Source organism: Arthrobacter sp. P2b, assembly GCF_900168295.1.
Classification (GTDB): Bacteria; Actinomycetota; Actinomycetes; order Actinomycetales; family Micrococcaceae; genus Arthrobacter.
Genome location: NZ_FVZL01000001.1, coordinates 232,911 through 252,566, shown reverse-complemented (window position 1 = coordinate 252,566; position 19,656 = coordinate 232,911). Strand labels below are relative to the sequence as shown.

Annotated in this window: 22 protein-coding genes; 10 read left to right on the top strand and 12 right to left on the bottom strand. The window is 66.8% G+C overall.

Annotated features, from left to right (window positions below):
• Window position 1 precedes the first annotated feature (1 nt).
• Window positions 2–2,188 (bottom strand): glycogen debranching protein GlgX, encoded by a 2,187-nt coding sequence (gene glgX / locus B5520_RS01115; RefSeq protein WP_079595216.1) that lies wholly within the window; start codon window positions 2,186–2,188, stop codon window positions 2–4.
• A 166-nt stretch (window positions 2,189–2,354) separates the two neighbouring features.
• Here glgX and B5520_RS01110 point away from each other — a divergent pair, with 166 nt between their 5' ends.
• On the top strand, window positions 2,355–2,654 hold the full coding sequence (locus B5520_RS01110; RefSeq protein ID WP_079595215.1) for a putative quinol monooxygenase: 300 nt from the start codon (window positions 2,355–2,357) through the stop codon (window positions 2,652–2,654).
• Window positions 2,655–2,755: 101 nt separating this feature from the next.
• A complete protein-coding gene (locus B5520_RS01105; RefSeq protein ID WP_079595214.1) occupies window positions 2,756–3,652 on the top strand; it encodes a Rieske 2Fe-2S domain-containing protein in 897 nt (298 codons plus the stop codon).
• A 7-nt stretch (window positions 3,653–3,659) separates the two neighbouring features.
• Here B5520_RS01105 and B5520_RS01100 read toward each other — a convergent pair whose 3' ends face one another.
• From B5520_RS01100 to B5520_RS01085, 4 genes are read right to left on the bottom strand one after another with little or no spacing between them, the layout of a single operon-like run.
• Window positions 3,660–4,865 carry an N-acetylglucosamine-6-phosphate deacetylase gene (locus B5520_RS01100; protein WP_079595213.1) on the bottom strand — a complete coding sequence of 402 codons (1,206 nt, stop codon included), beginning with the start codon at window positions 4,863–4,865 and terminating at the stop codon, window positions 3,660–3,662.
• Between the two features lie 2 nt (window positions 4,866–4,867).
• Window positions 4,868–5,632 carry a copper homeostasis protein CutC gene (locus tag B5520_RS01095; RefSeq protein WP_079595212.1) on the bottom strand — a complete coding sequence of 255 codons (765 nt, stop codon included), beginning with the start codon at window positions 5,630–5,632 and terminating at the stop codon, window positions 4,868–4,870.
• A 2-nt stretch (window positions 5,633–5,634) separates the two neighbouring features.
• Window positions 5,635–6,414, bottom strand: coding sequence for a glucosamine-6-phosphate deaminase (gene nagB, locus B5520_RS01090; protein WP_079595211.1), 780 nt, complete (start codon window positions 6,412–6,414; stop codon window positions 5,635–5,637).
• A gap of 53 nt (window positions 6,415–6,467) precedes the next feature.
• A complete protein-coding gene (locus B5520_RS01085; protein WP_079595210.1) occupies window positions 6,468–7,718 on the bottom strand; it encodes a PTS transporter subunit EIIC in 1,251 nt (416 codons plus the stop codon).
• Between the two features lie 231 nt (window positions 7,719–7,949).
• Between B5520_RS01085 and B5520_RS01080 the strand changes: the two genes are divergently transcribed.
• Complete coding sequence (locus B5520_RS01080; protein ID WP_079595209.1) at window positions 7,950–8,180, top strand: glucose PTS transporter subunit EIIB; 231 nt, start codon at window positions 7,950–7,952, stop codon at window positions 8,178–8,180.
• A complete protein-coding gene (locus tag B5520_RS01075) occupies window positions 8,180–8,638 on the top strand; it encodes a PTS sugar transporter subunit IIA (protein ID WP_079595208.1) in 459 nt (152 codons plus the stop codon). The genes B5520_RS01080 and B5520_RS01075 overlap by 1 nt, the downstream gene beginning before the upstream one ends.
• Before the next feature lie 36 nt (window positions 8,639–8,674).
• Here the strand turns inward: B5520_RS01075 and B5520_RS01070 are convergent, their stop codons facing one another.
• Window positions 8,675–9,427: a GntR family transcriptional regulator gene (locus B5520_RS01070; protein WP_079595858.1), complete on the bottom strand. Its 753-nt coding sequence runs from the start codon at window positions 9,425–9,427 to the stop codon at window positions 8,675–8,677.
• Between the two features lie 111 nt (window positions 9,428–9,538).
• Window positions 9,539–10,837 (bottom strand): MFS transporter, encoded by a 1,299-nt coding sequence (locus tag B5520_RS01065; RefSeq protein ID WP_079595207.1) that lies wholly within the window; start codon window positions 10,835–10,837, stop codon window positions 9,539–9,541.
• Between the two features lie 172 nt (window positions 10,838–11,009).
• Between B5520_RS01065 and B5520_RS01060 the strand changes: the two genes are divergently transcribed.
• Window positions 11,010–11,852, top strand: a complete 843-nt coding sequence (locus tag B5520_RS01060; protein ID WP_079595206.1) for an IclR family transcriptional regulator — start codon at window positions 11,010–11,012, stop codon at window positions 11,850–11,852.
• A gap of 146 nt (window positions 11,853–11,998) precedes the next feature.
• Window positions 11,999–12,826: a hypothetical protein gene (locus B5520_RS01055; protein ID WP_254865435.1), complete on the top strand. Its 828-nt coding sequence runs from the start codon at window positions 11,999–12,001 to the stop codon at window positions 12,824–12,826.
• 45 nt (window positions 12,827–12,871) lie between these two features.
• Here B5520_RS01055 and B5520_RS01050 read toward each other — a convergent pair whose 3' ends face one another.
• Window positions 12,872–13,480, bottom strand: coding sequence for a dTMP kinase (locus B5520_RS01050; protein WP_079595205.1), 609 nt, complete (start codon window positions 13,478–13,480; stop codon window positions 12,872–12,874).
• 223 nt (window positions 13,481–13,703) lie between these two features.
• On the opposite strand from B5520_RS01050, the gene B5520_RS01045 reads away from it, so the two are divergent.
• Complete coding sequence (locus tag B5520_RS01045) at window positions 13,704–13,976, top strand: hypothetical protein (RefSeq protein WP_079595856.1); 273 nt, start codon at window positions 13,704–13,706, stop codon at window positions 13,974–13,976.
• Window position 13,977: 1 nt separating this feature from the next.
• Entirely contained in the window at window positions 13,978–14,910 is a 933-nt protein-coding gene (locus B5520_RS01040) for a threonine/serine dehydratase (protein WP_079595204.1), read from the top strand.
• 34 nt (window positions 14,911–14,944) lie between these two features.
• Here B5520_RS01040 and B5520_RS01035 read toward each other — a convergent pair whose 3' ends face one another.
• A complete protein-coding gene (locus tag B5520_RS01035; protein WP_079595203.1) occupies window positions 14,945–15,283 on the bottom strand; it encodes a hypothetical protein in 339 nt (112 codons plus the stop codon).
• A 151-nt stretch (window positions 15,284–15,434) separates the two neighbouring features.
• Between B5520_RS01035 and B5520_RS01030 the strand changes: the two genes are divergently transcribed.
• The gene (locus B5520_RS01030; RefSeq protein WP_079595202.1) at window positions 15,435–16,373 is read left to right on the top strand and encodes a hypothetical protein; all 939 of its coding nucleotides are present in this window, start codon (window positions 15,435–15,437) and stop codon (window positions 16,371–16,373) included.
• Between the two features lie 77 nt (window positions 16,374–16,450).
• Here B5520_RS01030 and B5520_RS01025 read toward each other — a convergent pair whose 3' ends face one another.
• The 3 genes from B5520_RS01025 to B5520_RS01015 form a co-directional block, all read right to left on the bottom strand.
• Complete coding sequence (locus tag B5520_RS01025) at window positions 16,451–17,092, bottom strand: NADPH-dependent F420 reductase (protein WP_079595855.1); 642 nt, start codon at window positions 17,090–17,092, stop codon at window positions 16,451–16,453.
• Window positions 17,093–17,162: 70 nt separating this feature from the next.
• The gene (locus tag B5520_RS01020) at window positions 17,163–17,840 is read right to left on the bottom strand and encodes a YitT family protein (RefSeq protein WP_079595201.1); all 678 of its coding nucleotides are present in this window, start codon (window positions 17,838–17,840) and stop codon (window positions 17,163–17,165) included.
• Window positions 17,837–18,931 carry a histidinol-phosphate transaminase gene (locus tag B5520_RS01015; protein WP_079595200.1) on the bottom strand — a complete coding sequence of 365 codons (1,095 nt, stop codon included), beginning with the start codon at window positions 18,929–18,931 and terminating at the stop codon, window positions 17,837–17,839. The genes B5520_RS01020 and B5520_RS01015 overlap by 4 nt, the downstream gene beginning before the upstream one ends.
• Before the next feature lie 91 nt (window positions 18,932–19,022).
• Between B5520_RS01015 and B5520_RS01010 the strand changes: the two genes are divergently transcribed.
• Complete coding sequence (locus B5520_RS01010; RefSeq protein ID WP_079595199.1) at window positions 19,023–19,505, top strand: Lrp/AsnC family transcriptional regulator; 483 nt, start codon at window positions 19,023–19,025, stop codon at window positions 19,503–19,505.
• Window positions 19,506–19,656 lie beyond the last annotated feature (151 nt).

The window sequence follows — 19,656 nt, the reverse complement described above, 5'->3', positions numbered from 1 at the left end:
CTCAGGACGTCCGCACTCCTCCTGTCTCCGGTGCCGCCAGCAGGGCAAGGGAAGCCGCCACGGAGTGGTCCGGTTTTTCCGGTGGCTTGGCGTACGCCCGGAGGACCAGGAGGGACTTGCCGGCCAGTTTCACGGTGCCGTTGGCCTCGAGGAAGCCCTGGTCCGCATGTTCACCCGCGGTATCGATCAGTTGCTCCCAGGCGGGCGAGTACTCCGCACTGGGCAGGGTGAAGTCCACGGGGTCGTCGCCGGAATTACAGAAGAGCAGGAAGTTGTGGTCGTGGATGACCCGGCCTCGGTGGTCCTTGCCCACTGCCTCACCGTTGTAGAACACTCCGAGGGCCCTGGCGAGGGGGTTGCCCCAGTCCTCGGGAACCATCTCGGACGCATCCGTGTTGAGCCAGACGATGTCCGGAAGGGGCTGCCCCAGGCTGCGCCGCACGGGCCTGCCCTGGAAAAACCTGTTGCGGCGGAAGGTTGGGTGCTCCCTGCGGAGGGTGGTGACGGCGGCGAGGAACTCTGTCAGCGGCTGGTCCGCGGTGTCCCAGTTGATCCAGGACAGCGGTGAGTCCTGGCAGTAGGCGTTGTTGTTTCCCTGCTGCGTGCGGCCGAGTTCGTCACCATGGAGCACCATGGGCACTCCCTGGGAGAGGAGGAGCGTGGCCAGCAGGTTGCGCTGCTGCCGTGCCCGCAGCGCCAGGATGCCCTGGTCCGTGGTGGGGCCTTCGGCGCCGCAGTTCCAGGAACGGTTGTGGGATTCGCCGTCGTTGTTGTTTTCGCCGTTGGCCTCGTTGTGCTTGGCGTTGTAGGAAACCAGGTCGCGCAGGGTGAAGCCGTCATGGGCAGTGACGAAGTTGATGGAGGCCACCGGCCGCCGGCCTGAACTTTCGTAGAGGTCCGAGGAGCCGGCAAGCCGGGACGCGAACTCGCCCAGGGTGGCGGGGGCGCCACGCCAGAAGTCGCGAACGGCGTCGCGGTACTTTCCGTTCCACTCCGTCCACAGCGGCGGGAAGTTGCCCACCTGGTAGCCGCCCGGGCCGACGTCCCAGGGCTCGGCAATCAGCTTCACCTGCGACACCACGGGGTCCTGCTGGACCAGGTCGAAGAAGCTCGACAGCCGGTCCACCTCATAAAACTCCCGTGCCAGTGCCGAGGCGAGGTCAAAGCGGAAACCGTCCACATGCATCTCCAGCACCCAGTACCGCAGCGAGTCCATCAGCAGCTGGAGGGCGTGCGGGTGCCGGACATTGATGGTGTTGCCGGTGCCCGTGTAGTCCAGGTAGTGCTGCTTGTCGTGGTCCACCAGCCGGTAATACGCCTCGTTGTCGATGCCCTTGAAGGACAGGGTGGGACCCAGGTGGTTCCCCTCGGCGGTGTGGTTGTAGACGACGTCGAGGATCACCTCGATGCCCGCGGCGTGCAGGGAGCGGACCATTGCCTTGAACTCCTGCACCTGCTGCCCCGGCCTGGTGCTCGAACTGTAGCTTTCGTGCGGGGCGAAGAAGCCGATGGTGTTGTAGCCCCAGTAGTTGCTGAGGCCTTTGTCCTGCAGCACGCTGTCCTGGACGAACTGGTGAACGGGCATCAGCTCGATGGCGGTGACGCCAAGTTTCTGCAGGTGCTCGATCACCGCCGGGTGCGCGATGCCCGCATAGGTGCCCCGTTCTTTTACCGGCACCTCCGGATGGGTCATGGTCAGGCCCTTGACGTGTGCCTCATATATCAAAGTGTCGTTGTAGGGGATTTTCGGCGGGCGGTCGTGCTGCCAGTCGAAGAAGGGGCTGATGACCACGGACCGCATGGTGCTGGATGCGGAGTCTTCAGCGTTGAAGGACGAAGGATCGCCGAAGTTGTAGGAGAACATGGGCTGGCCCCACGTAATGCCGCCGCTCATGGCCTTCGCATAGGGGTCCATCAACAGTTTGTTCGGGTTGCAGCGGAGGCCCTCCGCCGGATTGTAGGGGCCGTCCACACGGTAGCCGTACAGCTGGCCCGGCAGGACATGGGGAAGGTAGCAGTGCCACACGAAGCCATCCACGGCTTCCAGCCGGATGCGCTGTTCAGTGCCGTCCTCGTCGAACAGGCAGAGGTGAACAGCGGTCGCGGCCTCGCTGAACAACGCGAAGTTCGTGCCGCTGCCGTCGTACGTCGCACCCAACGGATAGGGGTTCCCCGTCCAGACTTCCATGTCAGCCTCCATCCCCAAAGAGAACACCATCCAACCACAGGGGTGCGACATCTGTTGGGAGGGGCGGCTACTGAACCAAGCGCGAACGGCAATAGAGCCGGCGCAGCCTGCCACGCAGGTCCTGTTCAAAGGGCGTTCTGTCGTACCCGTCCTGCAAACTGTCCGTATGACTTTTGCAAATGTGGGAAGCCTCGGAACCAAGCCCGGCCAGCGGGACGCCGTCGTATCCATCCTGCTCCGGCCCATGCCCGGGCTGAAGGAAGCCGGTTGCCTGCTCTACGAAGTGGGCATCAATGACGATGTGCCGGACACCGTTTTTGTGTGCGAGCTGTGGGAATCGCCGGAAGCGCATCGGGCTTCGCTGCAGCTGGACAGCGTGCGGGCAGCGATCGCCGAGGCCATGCCCCTGCTGTCCGGTGAGATGGGCGGCAACCAGTTCAGGGTGCTGGGATCGCCGCTCCGCTGACCTCCGCTCCCGGCTTTGGAACAGCCCTGTTGCCCGCGTGCGCCAGCGGCTAAGGTCGCGGGCAACGACTGGACACCGGTTAACGGGGTAAGGGGACACACATGAAGCCACTGCCTGCACTTGAGCTTGTTACCCGACTCGAAGACGCCGAATGGCTTGATCCGCTGGCCAAGAGCGTCCGGAAAGCCGTGAAGAAGGTGATCCGCCCGCGGTGGGCCCGGGACATCCTCCACGGAGTGCCCATCGGCCACCCCGTTCACCCGCTCGCCGTCCAGGTGCCCATCGGCGCCTGGATCTCGGCCGCAGTCCTGGACGCGCTTCCCGGCAATGAAAAAGCTGCCACCCTGTTGATCGGGGTGGGGACCGTGAGCGTTGTACCGTCTGCCGTGGCCGGATTTACCGACTGGTCCCAACTGCACCCGCAGCAGCAGAGGGTGGGACTGGTCCACGCGGGCGCCAACATCGCTGCAACAAGCCTCTACATTGCGTCGCTGGTGCAACGCGCCCGCGGCAGCCAGGGCAGCGGGAAGGTGCTGGCGTATCTCGGGCTTGCCACAGTGAGCGCCAGCGGCTTCCTGGGTGGCCACCTCACCTACCGGCAGGCCGCTGGAGTGAACCACAGCGAGGAGATCCCGCACCGCTTCCCGTCCGGCTGGCACCCCCTCGCGCCGCTTGAGGAACTGCCCGACGGAACGCTCCACAAGCGCGATGTTGCCGGATTGCCGCTGCTCGTCTTCCGGGAGGGGGACACGGTCAACGTACTCTCCGACGTCTGCAGCCACCTCTCCGGGCCGCTGCACGAGGGCAAACTCAAGCAGGGCGCACCCGAGGCCGACAGTGGTAGCGGTGAACCCTGTGTCGTCTGCCCCTGGCACCGGAGCACCTTCTCGCTGCGGACCGGTGAGGTGCAGGCCGGGCCGGCCACCTCGCGCCAGCCGCGCTTCGAAACCCGCATCACCGACGGGCTTGTGGAGGTCTGCCTGCCCGGCGCGGATTAGCTGTCGTCTACCCGGACCGTTCCAGCGCGGTCACCCACTCGCCCCGCCGCAGCACACCGGCAAGGTTCAGGTCCGCATCAACCACGACGACGTCGGCCGGCATTCCCGCGCGCAGGTCGCCTGCCTGCGAGGACAGTCCCAGGACCTCGGCGGGAACACCGCTGGCCGCCAGCACGGCATCCTGCAGCGGCACTCCCGCAGCCACGGTGGTGCGGACAACATCCAGCAGTGTGGAGGTTCCACCGGCGATGGCACCGGTGCTGTCCACCCTGGCCACGCCCTGGTCCACCGTCACGGCCAGCGAACCCAGCCGGTACTGTCCGTCCTGCAGGCCGGTAGCGGCCATGGAATCCGTGACCAGGGCGATGTTTTCTGCGCCCACCAGGTCGAACACCAGCTTGACCGTCTCCGGAGCAAGATGGACACCGTCGGCAATCAGCTCCACCACGGCATTGCCGGCGCGGGCAGCACTAAGGCTGGCCGAGACCGGGCCGGGGGAACGGTGGTGCAGGCTGGGCATGGCGTTGAACAGATGGGTGACCGTCGGGCGGAGCCGCCCCGTAGGATTCGCCGGACCGGCGAGCCCGGCGGCCACATGCTGCAGGAAATCGGCGGCAGCGTTGTTGTCGGCGGCAGTATGCCCCAGCGAGGGGATGATCCCGCGGGCTGCGAGGAGGTCCGCCAGCCCGGACGCCCCGGGAAGTTCGGCCGCGAGAGTCATGGAGGCCAGGGAGACGCCGGCCGCGTCCAGCAGTTCGGCCACCAGGCGCGGATCCGGTTCAAGCAGCAACGCGGGATCGTGCGCGCCGCACTGCCCCGAAGCGAGGAAGGGGCCCTCCAAATGGGAACCGGCAATCAGGCCCTCATCTGCCACAGTCCGCAGCGCCGTGAGGTTCCGGACCAAGTCCTCAGGCGACCCGGTCACCAGGCTGGCCAGCAGTGTGGTGGTGCCCCGGCTGTGCAGGTAGCGCGCCGCGGACCGGGCACCGTCGGCGGAACCCTCCGAGAAGTCCGAGCCGAGCGCGCCGTGGCAGTGCAGGTCCACCAGGCCGGGCAACAGAATCCGGTCAGCTGAATCAGGGGAACCTTGCCCCGCAAAGCCGGACGCCGGACCCGCGTAGGTGATGCGGCCGCCGTCGACCGCTACAACACCATCGGCCACGTCCATGCTTCCGGTGACCACGCGGCCACGGAGTACCAGTTGGTTACCCATCGCTAGCGGCCTCCCGTTGTCAGTGCTGCCGCCATCCGGGCTGCAAGGGCGGGGTCTGCGGCAGCCGCCCGGTCCGCACCCGACATGCCGAGGCGTGGCCGCGCGGACGTGTGCACGGCATGGACGCCGGTCTCGAGAAGTGACGGTACCAGCTCAAGCGTCACCCCGCCGCCGGCCATGATCTGGACCGCCGGCGCGTGCGTCCGTCCCAGCTCCACCAGCCGGCCCAGCATGCTGAGGCCGGCCGCGCAGTCCGGGCTGCCGCCGCTGGTGAGCACCCGGTCCACGCCGGCTGCTTCCAACCGGGCCAGTGCATCCGCCGGGTCGAATCCAAGAGCGAGGGCGGCATCGAACGCGCGGTGGAACGTGACCTCTGCGGATGGCTTGTACCGGCGTGCCACCTCGGCTATCCGGCGGATAGCCGGAGCGTCCGGGCCGCCGTCGGCTGCGAGTACGCCCACCACCACCCCTGCGGCGCCGGCATCCATTGACGCAGCCACGTCACGCTCGATGACCTCCAGTTCCTCCCGCGTATAGCTGAAGTTGCCCGGGCGCGGCCGTACCAGGACGTGGACGGGAAGGCGCGCGCGGCACGCCTGCTCCACCGCGCCGATGCTGGGGGTGATGCCCTCGGTCTCGGCAAGGGCTGCGCAAAGTTCCACGCGGGCGGCGCCGACGGCGGCAGCCAGCCGTACGCCGTCGGCATTTTCCACGGCAAGTTCAAGCTGCGGCGGGCCGATGACAGTAACGGGTGCGCCGCGTCCCATGCTCAGAGCCCCTGCCACGCCGGCTTCCGGCCGAAAGTGTCCGTGTAGTAGTCCCGGTGCGCCAGCCGGGAAGCCGCCGCCTCGTCCACCAGCACAGAGACGTGCGGGTGCAGCTGGAGCGCCGAAGCCGGGCAAAGGGCAGCAACAGGGCCTTCGACGGCGGCCGCGATGGCTTCCGCTTTTGCCTCCCCCGTGGCCAGCAGCAGCAGGTGCCGGGCTTCGCGGATGGTGCCCAGCCCCTGCGTCAGGACGTGGTCCGGGACGTCCGCCGGGTCACCAAAGAAGCGCGCGTTGTCCTGCCGCGTCTGGCGGGTGAGCGTCTTGATCCGGGTGCGCGAGCCGAGCGAGGACATGGGCTCGTTGAAGCCCACATGCCCGTCGGTCCCGATGCCCAGGATCTGGATGTCCACCCCTCCCGCCGCTGAAATCCGGGCCTCGTACTGTTCCGCCTCGGCCTCGGGGTCCTCGGCCATCCCGTCCAGGCCGTGCACTGCGTCCGCACCAAAGTCCACGCTGGCCGTGAACTCGTCCCGGATCACGGAGTGGTAGGACTGCGGGTGTGCGCTGGGCAGCCCCACATATTCATCGAGGAGGAACGCCTGCGCCTGCGCGAAGCTCAGGCCGCCGGTCCGGTGCCGTTTGATGAGTTCCTGGTAGGTGCCCAAGGGCGTGGACCCGGTGGCCAGTCCGAGGACGGACGGGCCGCTGCGGACCTGCTCTTCGATGGCGTCTGCGGCCGTGCGGGCGACGTCGGCCGGGGTGGGAAGGATGATGATTTCCATGCGGTGAAGCTGCTTTCGGTTGCAGGTGCAGTAGGGGGAGGAGCGGAACGCCGTTACTTGGCGGCGTCCGTATCCACGCTGACTTCGTCGTCCTCACGGCCGGGCGTCCGCAGGTTCCAGCGTTTGATGACGATGGAGAAGAGGAAGTAGTAGATCACCGCATAGCCCAGTCCGATGGGGATGAGCAGCCAGCCGTTCTCTGATTTTCCGAAGTTGAGGACGAAGTCGATCAGCCCCGCGGAGAAGGTGAAGCCGTGATGGATGTCCAGGGCGTTGACCAGTGCCATGGAGGTGCCGGTGAGAACTGCGTGGACGATGTAAAGCGGGAAGGCGACGAACATGAAGGAGTACTCCAGCGGTTCGGTGATGCCGGTGAAGAACGCGGTGAGGGCGGTGGAGAGCATGATGCCGCCCACGATCTTCTTCTGTGAGGGCTTGGCATGGCGCCAGATGGCGAGGGCTGCTGCCGGCAGGCCGAACATCATGATGGGGAAGAAGCCGGTCATGAAGATGCCCGCGCTGGGGTCGCCGGCGAAGAAGCGGTTGAGGTCGCCGCGGACCAGCTGGCCCGATGCGTCGGTGTAGTCGCCGATGAGGAACCAGACGGCGGAGTTGAGAATGTGGTGCAGGCCTGCGGGGATGAGCATGCGGTTGGCGAAACCGTAGACGCCGCCTCCGGCCACGGCGTTGCCGGCTACGGCTTCACCCACTGCCGAGAGGCCTGCGTTGAAGAGCGGGTAGAACAGGGCAAGGACGACGCCGGCAACCAGGCTGGTGACGGACGTCAGGATGGGCACCAGGCGGCGGCCGCTGAAGAAGCCCAGGAAGTCCGGCAGTTTGGTGCGGTAGAAGCGCTGCCAAAGCATGGCGGACAGCAGGCCCACCACAATGCCGGCCAGGACGCCGTAGTTAATCATCGCGGGCTTGCCGGCGGGGTCAAGCTGACCGGCCAGGACCAGCGGGGACATGGCCTTGAAGACGCCGTCGATCACCATGTATCCCACCACTGCTGCCAGGGCGGTGGAACCGTCGGCCTTCTTGGCCCAGCCGATGGCGATGCCGACGGCGAAGATGAGCGGCAGCCAGGTGAACACAGCATTGCCTGCCGCGGAGATGACGGCAGCGCCGCCTTCGAAGCCCGGTATGGCGCCCAGCAGGTCGGCCTGGCCGATGCGCAGCAGGATGCCGGCTGCGGGGAGGACGGCGATGGGCAGCATCAGGCAGCGGCCCAGACGCTGGAGGGTTGCGAAGGCCCTGTTCGGCTTCTTCTCTGGAGCCAGGGCGGCGGTCTCGGATGTTGACATGGTTACACCTCTGCGGGGATCGGGTGGGGGCTTGTGGAGAAACGGTTCCAGCCGGTACTGTCTGGTTATGACCAGTTCAGTGTGATTCATCCCACGAGCGCCTGTCAAGGGAGAAGATCTTCCGGGCAGCCGCTGACAGTTCCGATGAACCGGCACATAATTGGTCGCACTTGGGCCGCCGGTCCTGGTGCTGAAGCAGTGCTCCCCGGGGCACCGTCAGAAAGGGCAGCCATGTCCAAAGCAGAAAAGATCATTGAGGGCCTGGGCGGAGCCGCCAACATCGTGGAAGTCGAGGCCTGCATTACCCGTCTCCGCACCGAGGTCAAGGACGGGTCGCTGGTCAACGAAGCCACCCTGAAGGCCGCAGGAGCCCACGGCGTCCTTGCGGCCGGCACCGCAGTGCAGGTTATTGTGGGCCCGGAGGCGGACAACCTGGCCGAAGACATTGAGGACCTGCTCTGATGCCGGAAACGCTGGTTGTCCACGCGCCCATCAGCGGCAGCATAGTTCCCTTGTCCGACGTCCCGGATCCCGTTTTCGCAGGCCAGATGGTGGGTTCCGGCGCGGCCGTCGAGCCGCCGGCAGGCGAGGCGTTCGACGTCGTGTCCCCGGTTGCCGGAAAAGTGGTCAAGCTCCTGCCGCACGCCTTTGTGGTAGTGGAGCCAGCCGGGCGGGGAGTGCTCACCCACGTGGGCATCGACACCGTCAAGCTCAAGGGCGAAGGCTTCAAGCTGCTGATTGCCCAAGGCGACACCGTGGGCGCCGGTGAGCCCGTGATGCATGTGGACCCTACCGCCGCCCTGGCGGCCGGTTACTCGATGGTGAGTCCCGTCGTCGTCCTCGATACCAAGCCGGACACCGCAACGCTGGCGTCAACCGGCGCGGTGTCCGCGGGTGCCCGCCTGTTCTCGTTGGACTGACGCCTGCCCTGGGCCGGCACTCGCCGGGAAGTCCGTTTAGAGCCGGACTTCCATGTTCAGCGAGTAGCGGTCCGAGCGGTACCAGGAGCGGGAATGTTCAATGGCCAGGGACCCTGAGTAGGAAACCCGGTCAAACGCCAGTACCGGCGCGCCCGTCCCGGTTCCGAGGAGCGCCCCCACGTCGGCGGGGGCGCCCTCGGACCGCACGCTTTGCCGCGCCCGGTCGATCTGGTGGCCGAACTGCGCCGCCAGGGCCTTGTACACCGAGCCGGTCAGGTCGATGTCCAGCAGGCCACGGGCGTGCTCCGGGTTGTACCAGGCGTCGTCCACGCTGACCGGCCGGCCGTCCGCCAGGCGCAGCCGCTTCAGGTGGATGGCCTCGGAACCCGGCAGCAGGCTGAGCGCTTCGGCGGTGTCCTCCGGGGCGGTGCCGGTTTCCGCCACCAGCACCACCGTGCTGGGGACGTGCCCCATGGACTCCATTTCCTGGGTGAATGATGCCAGGTGCAGCGTGGACTGCACCGGCGAGTCCGCCACGAACGTGCCCTTCGCCGGAACCCGGACCAGGTGCCCCTCGTTGACCAGGCGTCCGATGGCGGCCCGTACCGTGATGCGGCTGACGCCGTAGGAATCCATGAGGGTCCGCTCGCTGGGGAGCCTGGCGCCCGGCTCCAGTTCTTCCTTGGCGAGCTTGAGGATGATCAGCCGCAGCTGTTCGTGCTTGGGGACCTGCGAGTTGTTGATGGCCGCGCCGGCCGCCCCGGCGGTGCTCCTTGATGTGGCGGACAAAGCGGGCCCCTCCTGATCCTGGAGCGGTCCGGTGAGGACCACTTCTTCGGATTATTCCACAGGAGGGGCCGCAGTGGCTTTGCTTGGCCGCTACAGGCCGGGCGGGAGAGGTCAGGCGACCAGCTCGGCGTCCCGGTCCAGAGCTGTGCGCCGGGCGGCCTTGGTGCGGAGGGCCAGCATCAGCACCGCGCCCAGCACGGCCGGTGCGGCAAAGGCCATGGCGGCCGCGGGCACTCCACGGCCGAAGCTCACCAGCAGTGCGCCGTAGGTGGGCCCGGCGATGGCACCGATGCGTCCCACCGCCAGCGCCCAGCCCAGCCCGGTGGCGCGCGTGGCCGCAGGGTAGAACTGGGCGATGTAGTCGTTGATCATGTTTTGCGTGCCCAGCCCGCCAAAGCCTGCGACGGCGGCGAGCACCGTCATGACCGCGGCGGGCGGGTTGACGGACATCAGGAGCAGGGCGGCGGCGGCACTGGCGAAACCAACGATCACCAGCGGCCGGGGTCCGAATTTCTGGCTGGCAACCGAGGCCAGGACGGTGCCCACCACGGCGCCCACCGAGTAGGCCAGAAGGAAAGACACGGAGGAGCCGACGCCGAAGCCTGCCGTCCGCATGATCTGCGGGAGCCAGGTGCTGACGCCGAAGATGGTGAGCAGGCTCAGTACCGTGATGGCCCACAGCAGGAGGGTGGTGCGGGCGGTGCCCTGGGCAAACAGTGCACGGGTGGGGGAGATGCGGACGGCGGCTGCCGGCACGTCGGCCGTGCGGGGAAGGCCGTATATGGCTTCAATCCGGTCTGCCTCCACGGTGCGAAGCTGGGTCCGCAGGAACGACGGCGACTCCGGCAGCAGGAACCAGGCGAACGGAACCAGCAGCAGGCCGCCCGCGCCGATGGCGTAGACCGGGCGGAAGCCGCTCGATTCCAGCAGGGCCAGCGAGGTCAGGGAAGCCACTACTGTGCCTGTCGCCGGCCCGGTGAGGACGGCGCCCAGGACCAGGGACTTCTTCCCCGGCGGGGCGAACTCGTTGGTGAGCGCCACCGCCGTCGGAAGCAGGCCGCCGACGCCGAAGCAGGCGATGAAGCGGAATACCGCAAACAATTCCCAGGTGGGGGCCGCGGCGCATGCCAGCATGGCCAGCGAAAACAGGGCCAGGGCGCTGACGAAGATCCGCCGCCGGCCCAGCCGGTCCGTCAGGGTTCCGACGATGAGGGAGCCGAGCAGCATTCCCACCAGCGCGATGGACCCTACGGCGCCCGCGGCGGCAGGCGTGACGTTGAACGGCGGCTGGCCGATCAGGCCGGGAAGGGTGGCGCCGTAGACGTAGAGGTCATAACCGTCGGCGAGCAGGCCAAGCCAGCACAAGACAAAAATTCCGAGCAGGGATTTCCTGGGGGCATTGGAGTTCATCGTTGATTCCAATCGGGGGAGGGGCGGCAACAGGATCGCCGGCGGGACGTCCATCAGCCTGTCCCCGAACCCAAGCTTCCGAAATCGTACTTTTCACTCAGTGAAAAGTCACTTTGTGGCGGGGGCCACAAACGGAAGGCTTGGAGGAGAACATCAAGGGCGTGGAGGCATTGTGGCGGGAGCAGGCAGGGTGGCCGGAGTGGTTCCCCAGGGTGCCGGCCAGCCAGTGGTGGTCCGGGCGCTCAGCCTGCTGGGGCAGTTCACGGAACAGCGCCGTGCACTCAACCTGTCCGAGCTGTCCCGTCTTGCCGGCCTCGCCCCGGCCACCACCCTTCGCCTGGCCCGGCACCTCACGGAGTGGGGCGCCCTGGAAAAGTTGGAGGACGGGCGCTATGTGGTGGGTGTCCGGCTCTGGGAGATTGCGTCGCTCTCGCCCCGTGGCCACGGTGTACGGCAAATAGCGCTGCCGTACCTTGAGGACCTGTACGAGGTGACCCGCCACCATGTGCTCCTCGCCGTCCGCGAAGGCAGCGACGCGGTACTCATCGACAGGCTCTCGTCCAGGACCGCAACCGAGGTGGCCTACCGCGTAGGAGGCCGGCTGCCCCTGCGGACGACCGCCGTCGGGCAGGTGCTGCTTGCCCATGCCGGACCGGAACTGCAGGCCGAGGTGTTCGCGCAGCCTGGGGGTGCCGAGCCCGGGTCCGGAAGCATGCCGGCCAAGGACCTGCGCGCGGCGCTCGCCGGAGTCAAGCACTCCGGTGCCGCCGTGGTCCGCAGGACCCATCCGTCACGCACGGTGTCCGTAGCGGCGCCCGTCCACGGAGCGGACGGCGACGTTGTCGCGGCGCTGTCCATCGTGGTTCCGGATGCGGCCACACCGGCCCATGAACTGGTGCCCCTGGTAAGGGCTGCTGCCCGGGCCATTTCCAGGAACCTGGGGCACCAGGCGAAGGCCAGCGGCGCGTGGCGGCATCCGCCGTCCACCCCATCCGCCGTCAGCGGCACCCCCTGACCGGGACCCCCTGATGCGGACACGGCCCTAAAGTTATCGCTCCGTGACGTGCCGATCCGGCCCGAACCCTTTAGGCTGGAAACACTAAGCATGCTTTCTATCTCGAAAGGGTTGTCCTCATGCGAAAAGCTCCAGCACTCGGACTGATGACCGCTGCAATGCTGGCCCTTGCCGGCTGCACGGGAGGCGGCGGCGGTTCCAGCAGCCCCAGCCCCACGCCGACGCCGACGCCGTCCGCCACCGAAGACGCAAAGGTGTACACCGAGGATGAGCTTCGCAACCTCATCTCCGGCAAGACCGACGCGGACGGCAACGAACTCAAGCTCTACTCCAAGGAGCAGGTGGACCAAGGCGGGAACCTCGCCAACCTGCTCCTGAGCACGGCCACTGTGGATCCCGAGGACTGCAAGGACATTGCCACCGCGGGCCTGCTGGACACCGTGGAAAACGGCGAGGTGGCCGTCGCGATTTCCGAAGGCAACTCACCCCGCACCCTCTCCGCCCAGTCCGGCAGCGAAGGGCCTGACGCAGAGCAGGTCCTCACCGACATCAAGGGCAAAATGAGCCAGTGCGCCACCTTCACGGTCCAGGCGCTGGGCCAGAGCTACGAAGTGTCCAGCGAGGAACTGCAGGCGAACACCGATGCGGAGGAGACGTTCGCGACCCTCAGCACCCGCAGCGGCGAGAACCAGCAGAAGCTGATGCAGGTTTCCGCGGCCGAGGACAGGCTGCTGGTAGTGGCCACCAAGAGCGGCGCGGACCTGGGTGACGCAGACAAGAAGGAACTCGAGGACCTCATCAATGAGGTGCTTGAACAGGCCGACGACGGCGGCGCGACGTCCAGCCCGACGTCGACGTCCACGTCGCGTTCCACGGGCACTGCCTCGCGTGACGAGTCACCGTCACCAACAGTGACGGTCACCGAGACGGTTGACAGCGAAACGCCGACGGCATCGCCAACCGCCTCGCAGTAGCAGGGGAAACCAGAAAGGTGGGCGGGACCTGGTCCCGCCCATCTTTCACTTCGTGGCTGCTTTCTTTGCCGGAGCCGGGATGCGGCCGGCGACGTCTCTGACAACGGACTCAAGGCGGTCAGCTAGATCCAAAGCCGGAAGGGTGGCATCCACCTTGACGAAGCCTTCGTATTCCGGCAGCCCCGCGTAGGCATCCCGGAAGGCGGTGAGGTCCTCCAGGGTCTCGGCGTCTGTCCCGCGGGCAACAATCCGCCGGTGCGCCTCACGCGGGTCCACGTCCAGGTGGATGACGGCATCAGGGTGCGGCAGCACGGCCAGGAGCCACGGCAGAAAGCGGCCGCGGGGTAGGCCTTTGGTGGCGCGGAGGGCCAGCTGGCAGTAGAGGTGGCGGTCCATGACCACCAGCCCGTCGAAGCGGCTGGCCCGCACGTGGGAGACCAGAACATTCCAGACGCGGAAGATGGTTTCGATGCCGTCAGCCAGGCGGTCCGGCAGCCGGATCCCCCACTTTGCGGCGAGGACCGACATGCTGCGCCGGCCCGCATGGTTGTTCAGCAGCAGTACCTTGCCGCCCTTGGCTTGAACGGCGGAAACCAGGGCACGGGCCGCCGTGGACTTGCCGGAACCGTCGATTCCGGTAAGAACAATAATCACGTGGCCTCCTTCCGCCATGGGGTTAAACGCCGGGGACGCCGCGGAAGTCCCGGTTGAGTCGCAATTCACAGGTAACGGGCCGGTATTCACAGCTTACGCCGGACAATTCACAGGTCCGGCCCTGCTGCCTGCCCGAACCGCGTGTGCAGCCGTAGGCTGGAAACCGGTGCCGGGCTTCGGTCCGGCCCCGGCAGCCAGTTTTCCTACGGTGAAAGGCAGGACCATGACCGCTTCCAACGACGAACCCCAGAACACCGCGGACCTTCGGGGGCCCGGCGATCCTGACGAAGCCAAGGGTGCTCAGGATGCCGTAACGGAGGCCCCGCAGAGCGGGCAGCACCCCGAGCTTCCCCACGCGTCCAACATCCGCGAGGAGCAGCAGGCGCACGCGGCCGGCACCGTACCGGCGTCGTACGTGGGAAGCGGCGACCCTGGCCAGGACGACAAGCCCGAGGAAGCGCTGGAGGAACCGGGAACCTGGGACGACGAGGTCTGACATGATCACCCGCGCCGACGTGGACCGGGCCGCGCGCCGGACCGCAGGCCTCACCCGGCTCACCCCCGTGATGGAGGCTGACCGGGACGCGTTTTCCGGCCCCGTCTGGTTCAAGTGCGAATTTATGCAGCACACCGGGACCTTCAAGGCCCGCGGAGCCCTCAACAGGATCCTGGCCAGCAAGGAACGCGGCGAATTGCGCCCGGAGGTGGGCGTGGTGGTGGCCTCCGGCGGAAATGCCGGGCTCGCCAATGCCTACGCGGCCGCGCAGCTCGGCGTGCCTGCCACCGTGTTTGTTCCTGCTGCCGCCCCGGAGGTCAAGGTCAGGAAGCTTAAGGCCATCGGCGCCATGGTGGTGCAGGGCGGCGCGGAATATGCCGTCGCGTACCAGGCGGCCGTTGCGCATGCCAAGGAAACCGGCGCGGTCTACTGCCATGCCTATGACCAGCCGGAAATCGCGGCCGGCGCAGGAACGGTGGGATCCGAACTGCTGGACCAGGTGTTTGGCGTGGAGACCGTCCTGGTGGCCGTGGGCGGCGGCGGACTGATGGCAGGGATCGCCGCTGCCGTGGAGGGCCATGCCAAGGTGGTGGCGGTGGAACCCGCAACGGCGCCCACGCTGCACGCGGCGCTGTCCGCCGGAAAACCGGTGGACGTGCCGGTCTCCGGAGTGGCCGCGGACTCTTTGGGCGCCCGCAGCATCGGTGGCATCGGCTTCTCCGTGGCGGTCCGCACCGGCGTCGAAAGCGTCCTGGTGTCCGACGACGACATCATTGCCGCCCGTGCGGCCCTCTGGGACGGCTACCGGATGGTGGTGGAGCACGGTGCCGCGGCCGCGTACGCCGCGCTGGCCTCCGGCGCCTATACGCCCCGCCCGGATGAGCGCATGGCTGTCATCCTGTGCGGCGCCAATACGGATCCGGCCACCCTGTAGTCCAGGCGGCCGGGTCCGGTCAGCGAAGAAATACTTAGCTGCAGAACTGGCTGTACGTGCTGCCGGCCTGCTCGTAGCCTGCCTGGAGTTCGGCGAGCTTGGCCTCGTCCGGCGTCTCCTTGGCCTGCTCGTCCGTGTATTCGAGGATGGACTCCAGTGCGGGCTTGAGATCGTCCGATGCCACCGCGTGGATGGGGCGGATCTGGTTGGCGAGGCGGTTCATGCCTGTCTTGCCGGCGTTGTTGGCGGGGTTCGACACAACGGACTGGATCCGCTCGCAGGTTTCAGCGGTGGACAGTTGGTTGGAGGCGGAGCAGGCCGTGGCGGAGACAACGAGGCCGGCGGCGAACAGGGCTGTGGCGAATTTCTTCATGGGTCCCTCAGTAGTCGATTGAGGTTTCGATTGTAAGCAGAAGGGGGGCTTTGATGCCTTGGCGGGCCTATCCGGCAGTCTTAAACTGGCAGCACCATCGTGCGGAGCTGCCGCAGATCGGCCCCGCGCATCCGCCAATCAAGGAAGCATCATGCGCCGAAACGTACAGCGCCGTACCGCGGTCGGATTCATCGCTCTTCTAGCTTTGCTGTTGCCCACCGCACTGCCGGCAACAGCCTCACCGCCGTCCCGGGACAACGTCATTGTGCTCGACGGCGCCACCTCCGCCGAGGGCATCGCGGCCGGCGAGGGAACAACTTTTTACGCCGGGGAGCTGATGAGCGGCGATATTTTCCGCGGCGACCTTGGTGACAGGAAGGCCAAGCGCTTCATTGACGTGCCGGCTGGCAGGATGGCCGTCGGCATGAAGGCGGACACCAGGAACGATCTGCTGTTTGTAGCCGGTGGTATGACGGGCAAGGCGTTCGTCTACAACACCGAAACCAAGGCAACGGTCGCCGAGCTCACCCTGTCCACGAAGGAAGGGGCGTTCATCAATGATGTGACGCTCACGGACGACGGCGCCTGGTTCACCAACTCCAAGTACAACGAGTTGTACCTGGTCAAGGTCAGCCGCTGGGGTGAGGTACGCAAGAATGTCAGGACGCTGACTGTGCTGGGCGAGGCAGGAGCAGCCCTGGCAGCCGCTGACTTCGGCATGAATGGCATTGCGTCGGCCAGGGACGGCCGGGTGCTGATCGTTGCCCACAGCAAGAACCAGGCCCTCTACACAGTGCATTCAAGGAGCGGGGAAAGCAACAGGATCAAGGGACCGAACCTCCAGTTCGTGGACGGGATCCTGGTGAAGCGCCACACGGTATGGGCAGTCCAGAACATGTCCAACCAGATCAGCCGGCTGGAGCTCGCCGATGACCTGTCCTCCTTCACGGTCAAGGACGTCATCACCAGCAAGCACTTCGACGTCCCCACAACTGTTGCCAGATTTGGGGACACCCTGGCCGCGGTCAATGCCCAGTTCGGCCGGCCGGCCAGCCCGCATGAGGTGGTCCTGGTCCCGGCCTGGGGCTAGATCCAACACAAACCGGCTGCCAGCAGACGCGCGTTCGCGGGGCTGCTGGCAGCCGGTTTCCGTGTCCGGATACAGCGCTAGACGGTCCGCGTTGCCATGGCCAGGTTGTCCTTGAGCTCCTGGGCGTTTTGCCGCACCACATAGGCCGGGCGGTCCCGCTCAACCCGCCAGCTGTCCTCCAGCAGGCCGATGTTCACGGTGTCGAAGCCGAACTCGTCGTACAGGCGGGTCACCAGTTCGGCGGCTTCCGGGTAGTCGCTGGCTGTTGCCAGGGCACGCCGGTCCTCGCTTCCGGTAGGAGTCCCGTCCGTGGTGATGTCGGAAGCCATGATGTGGTTGAAGCCCTTGGCCACCTTGGACTCCGGCAGGTGTTCCTGAAGCAGCCCGGACGTGGTGGCTTCGCCGTTGTCCAGGGCGGGGATCCGGCCGTCCCGCTCCCAGTAGTAATTGTTGGTGTCGATCACGATTTTGCCGGCCAGCGGCTCCACCGGAATGTCCTTGTAGTTCTTCAGCGGGACGGTGACCACGGCGAAGTCGCCGGCCGCCGCTGCTTCTGCCGGGGTCGCGGCACGGGCCTTGGCGCCGAGCTCGGCCACGAGGTCTGCCAGTGTCTCCGGCCCGCGGGAGTTGCTGATGACGACGTCGTAGCCCAGTTCCACCGCCTTCCGGGCAACTTGGCTTCCAATATGTCCTGCACCGATGATTCCGATTGTTGTCATGTGGGCGGCAACCACGGCCCCTCCGAAGATATTTCTGGCCGTTTCGGGGAATAAAGGGGCGGCCTGGCGGCTACCTTCCCAGGTAGCGGCCGGGGCGGTGGTTCAGGGCGACGATGAGGTTCAGGAGGGTGGCGCCGGCCGCGGACAGCAAAACCATCAGCGGTGGCACCAGTGCCAGGGCGGCCAGCACGATGGCCACGTCCAGCACCATCTGCACATACCCGGCACGCCACTTCAGTTTGTCCTGCAGCAGCAGGGCCAGAATATTGAACCCGCCCAGGCTGGACTTGTGCCGGAAGATGATCAGCAGTCCGACGCCGGCCAGCAGGTTTCCGCCCAGCACCCCATACACGGGATCGATGTCCAGCGCGCCGAGCGCCGCCGGATGCATGCTGGCCATGACGGAGACCAGGGCAACGGAGGCCCCGGTGCGCAGCGCAAAGTTCCAGCCCTTCTTCCACACCGCCAGGCCGAAGAACGGCAGGTTCACCGCCATGAAGATGACGCCGAAGGGCAGCGGAATGGTGTAGCTGAGCAGCAGGGCCAGGCCGGCGGTCCCGCCGGTGACGGCTTCACTGGATTTGAGCAGGTACAGGCCCAGCGACGCAGCGAACGTGCCGGTGAGGATGCCGAGGACGTCCTCAGCCAGGGAATGGCGGACGGCCGACGGCGGCGTGGCGTGTGCCGCCGTCGTTCCTTCTTCCGGCGTGGCCGGGACAGCGGTGGTTACAGTCAACGAGGTGCTCACTGGGCGGCAAACCTCCCGCGGTCCGCAAGGACGGCAAGCACCCGATCATTCGTTTCCCTGTCCGCCAGGGTGATCCGGAGGCCGTCGCCCGCGTAGCCGCGGGCCAGGATGTCCGCCGCGGCAAGCGCGCCCAGCAGCTGCTCCCGCAGCTCGTCCGAGGCGCGGAGCCAGTAGAAGTTGGCTTGGCTGTCCGGGACGTTCCAGCCGAAGCCGCGAAGCGCTGCGATGACACGGGTGCGTTCCTCGGCCACCGCGCTGGTGCGGGCCAGAATCTCGTCACCGGCCGCCAGTGATGCGACGGCGGCGGCTGCTGCCATCCGGTTGACGCCGAAGGGGATGGCGGTGCGGCGGAGGCCGTCGGCCACGGAAGGCCGGGCAATGGCATAGCCGATCCGCAGGCCGGCGAGGCCGTAGGCCTTCGAGAAGGTCCGCAGGATGCACAGGTTGGGATACCGCCGGTAGAACTCCAGGGAGTCCAGGCCGGGCCCGCGCTGGTATTCGATGTAGGCCTCGTCCAAGACCACCAGGACTCGCGGCGGGACGGCCCGCAGGAATTCCTCGAGCGCATCCGCTTCAATGGACACGCCCGTGGGGTTGTTGGGGGAGCAGAGGATCACCAGCCGGGTGCGGTCCGTGATGGCGGAGGCCATGGCGGCAAGGTCGTGCTGCTCGTTGTCCAGCAGCGGTACGGGGACGGGCGCTGCGCCGGCCACCGTGACCAGGATGGGGTAGGCCTCGAAGGACCGCCACGCAAAAACAACCTCGTCTCCGTGGTCACAGACCGCGGAGATGATCTGCTGCAGAACCCCAGAGCTGCCCGGCCCCGCCGCAATTTCGTCGGCTGACACCGAGTGGTGGCGGGCGATCGCTTCGCGGGCATCCACTGCTCCCATGCTGGGGTAGCGGTGCATCCGGGCTGCCTCTGCCGTGATGATGTCGGCGACGGACGGCAGGGGAGCGAAATGGCTCTCGTTCGAGGCCAGGGCAGCGGTCAGTGCCGACTCTGCGCTCTTGCCGGCAACATACGCGGGAAGGCTGGCGACGGCGGCGCGGAGTCCGGGCGCTGCCGCTTCGGGGAGGGTGCTGGTCATACAGGCATCGTGTGACACGGGGTGGAGTCTGCGCAACACAGCCGTTCCCGGCAGGACAGATCCGGGCTTCCGGATGGACTGAGGTGGCAAAATGCTCAGTATGCACCACATTGATGCTCTTGATGCCGAGATCCTCCTCACACTTGACCGGGATCCGCAGGCCACGGTCCTGTCCCTGTCGCGGACACTCGGCGTGGCGCGCAACACCGTCCATGCCCGGCTCCGGCGGCTGGTCAGCGACGGCAGCCTGGCCCCGTTCAGCCAACGGGTCCGCACCGAGGCGCTGGGCCTCCCGCTGATCGCATTCATCTCGATTTCGATCAGCCAGTCCTCAAGTGACGAGGCGGTGGCGGCGCTGCGCACCATCCCCGAAATCATCGAGATGCATGCCACCACGGGCGACGCCGACCTGCTCGCGAAGGTGGCCGCGAAGGACCCGGCCGACCTGCACAGGGTCACCAACAGCATGCTGGCGATTGCCGGCGTCGTCCGCACCAGCACGGCCATGTCGCTGGTGGAAGTGATGCCCACCCGGACCCTGCCGCTGCTGCAGGCGGCGGCTGGGCGGGAGTAGGCCGCAGTCCTGCAGATGAACAGCAATAGAACAAATTCTCCCATTTAGTACCGGAAAGTCCTTGACCCCGCACAAGGGCCGCTGATAAACCTAAAGGGCAGAAAGCGTTTTCCACGCACCTGGACCTCCCCGGCAGATTAGACCTAGGGGG

Coding starts and splice junctions, on each gene's coding strand:
- B5520_RS01085 (WP_079595210.1), bottom strand. CDS start 7,718: ATGTCAACATCCGAGACCGCCGCCCTGGCTCCAGAGAAGAAGCCGAAC.
- B5520_RS01080 (WP_079595209.1), top strand. CDS start 7,950: ATGTCCAAAGCAGAAAAGATCATTGAGGGCCTGGGCGGAGCCGCCAAC.
- B5520_RS01030 (WP_079595202.1), top strand. CDS start 15,435: ATGCGCCGAAACGTACAGCGCCGTACCGCGGTCGGATTCATCGCTCTT.
- B5520_RS01105 (WP_079595214.1), top strand. CDS start 2,756: ATGAAGCCACTGCCTGCACTTGAGCTTGTTACCCGACTCGAAGACGCC.
- B5520_RS01100 (WP_079595213.1), bottom strand. CDS start 4,865: ATGGGTAACCAACTGGTACTCCGTGGCCGCGTGGTCACCGGAAGCATG.
- B5520_RS01035 (WP_079595203.1), bottom strand. CDS start 15,283: ATGAAGAAATTCGCCACAGCCCTGTTCGCCGCCGGCCTCGTTGTCTCC.
- B5520_RS01015 (WP_079595200.1), bottom strand. CDS start 18,931: ATGACCAGCACCCTCCCCGAAGCGGCAGCGCCCGGACTCCGCGCCGCC.
- B5520_RS01010 (WP_079595199.1), top strand. CDS start 19,023: ATGCTCAGTATGCACCACATTGATGCTCTTGATGCCGAGATCCTCCTC.
- B5520_RS01025 (WP_079595855.1), bottom strand. CDS start 17,092: ATGACAACAATCGGAATCATCGGTGCAGGACATATTGGAAGCCAAGTT.
- glgX (WP_079595216.1), bottom strand. CDS start 2,188: ATGGAAGTCTGGACGGGGAACCCCTATCCGTTGGGTGCGACGTACGAC.
- B5520_RS01065 (WP_079595207.1), bottom strand. CDS start 10,837: ATGAACTCCAATGCCCCCAGGAAATCCCTGCTCGGAATTTTTGTCTTG.
- nagB (WP_079595211.1), bottom strand. CDS start 6,414: ATGGAAATCATCATCCTTCCCACCCCGGCCGACGTCGCCCGCACGGCC.
- B5520_RS01110 (WP_079595215.1), top strand. CDS start 2,355: ATGACTTTTGCAAATGTGGGAAGCCTCGGAACCAAGCCCGGCCAGCGG.
- B5520_RS01075 (WP_079595208.1), top strand. CDS start 8,180: ATGCCGGAAACGCTGGTTGTCCACGCGCCCATCAGCGGCAGCATAGTT.
- B5520_RS01095 (WP_079595212.1), bottom strand. CDS start 5,632: ATGGGACGCGGCGCACCCGTTACTGTCATCGGCCCGCCGCAGCTTGAA.
- B5520_RS01045 (WP_079595856.1), top strand. CDS start 13,704: ATGACCGCTTCCAACGACGAACCCCAGAACACCGCGGACCTTCGGGGG.
- B5520_RS01055 (WP_254865435.1), top strand. CDS start 11,999: ATGACCGCTGCAATGCTGGCCCTTGCCGGCTGCACGGGAGGCGGCGGC.
- B5520_RS01040 (WP_079595204.1), top strand. CDS start 13,978: ATGATCACCCGCGCCGACGTGGACCGGGCCGCGCGCCGGACCGCAGGC.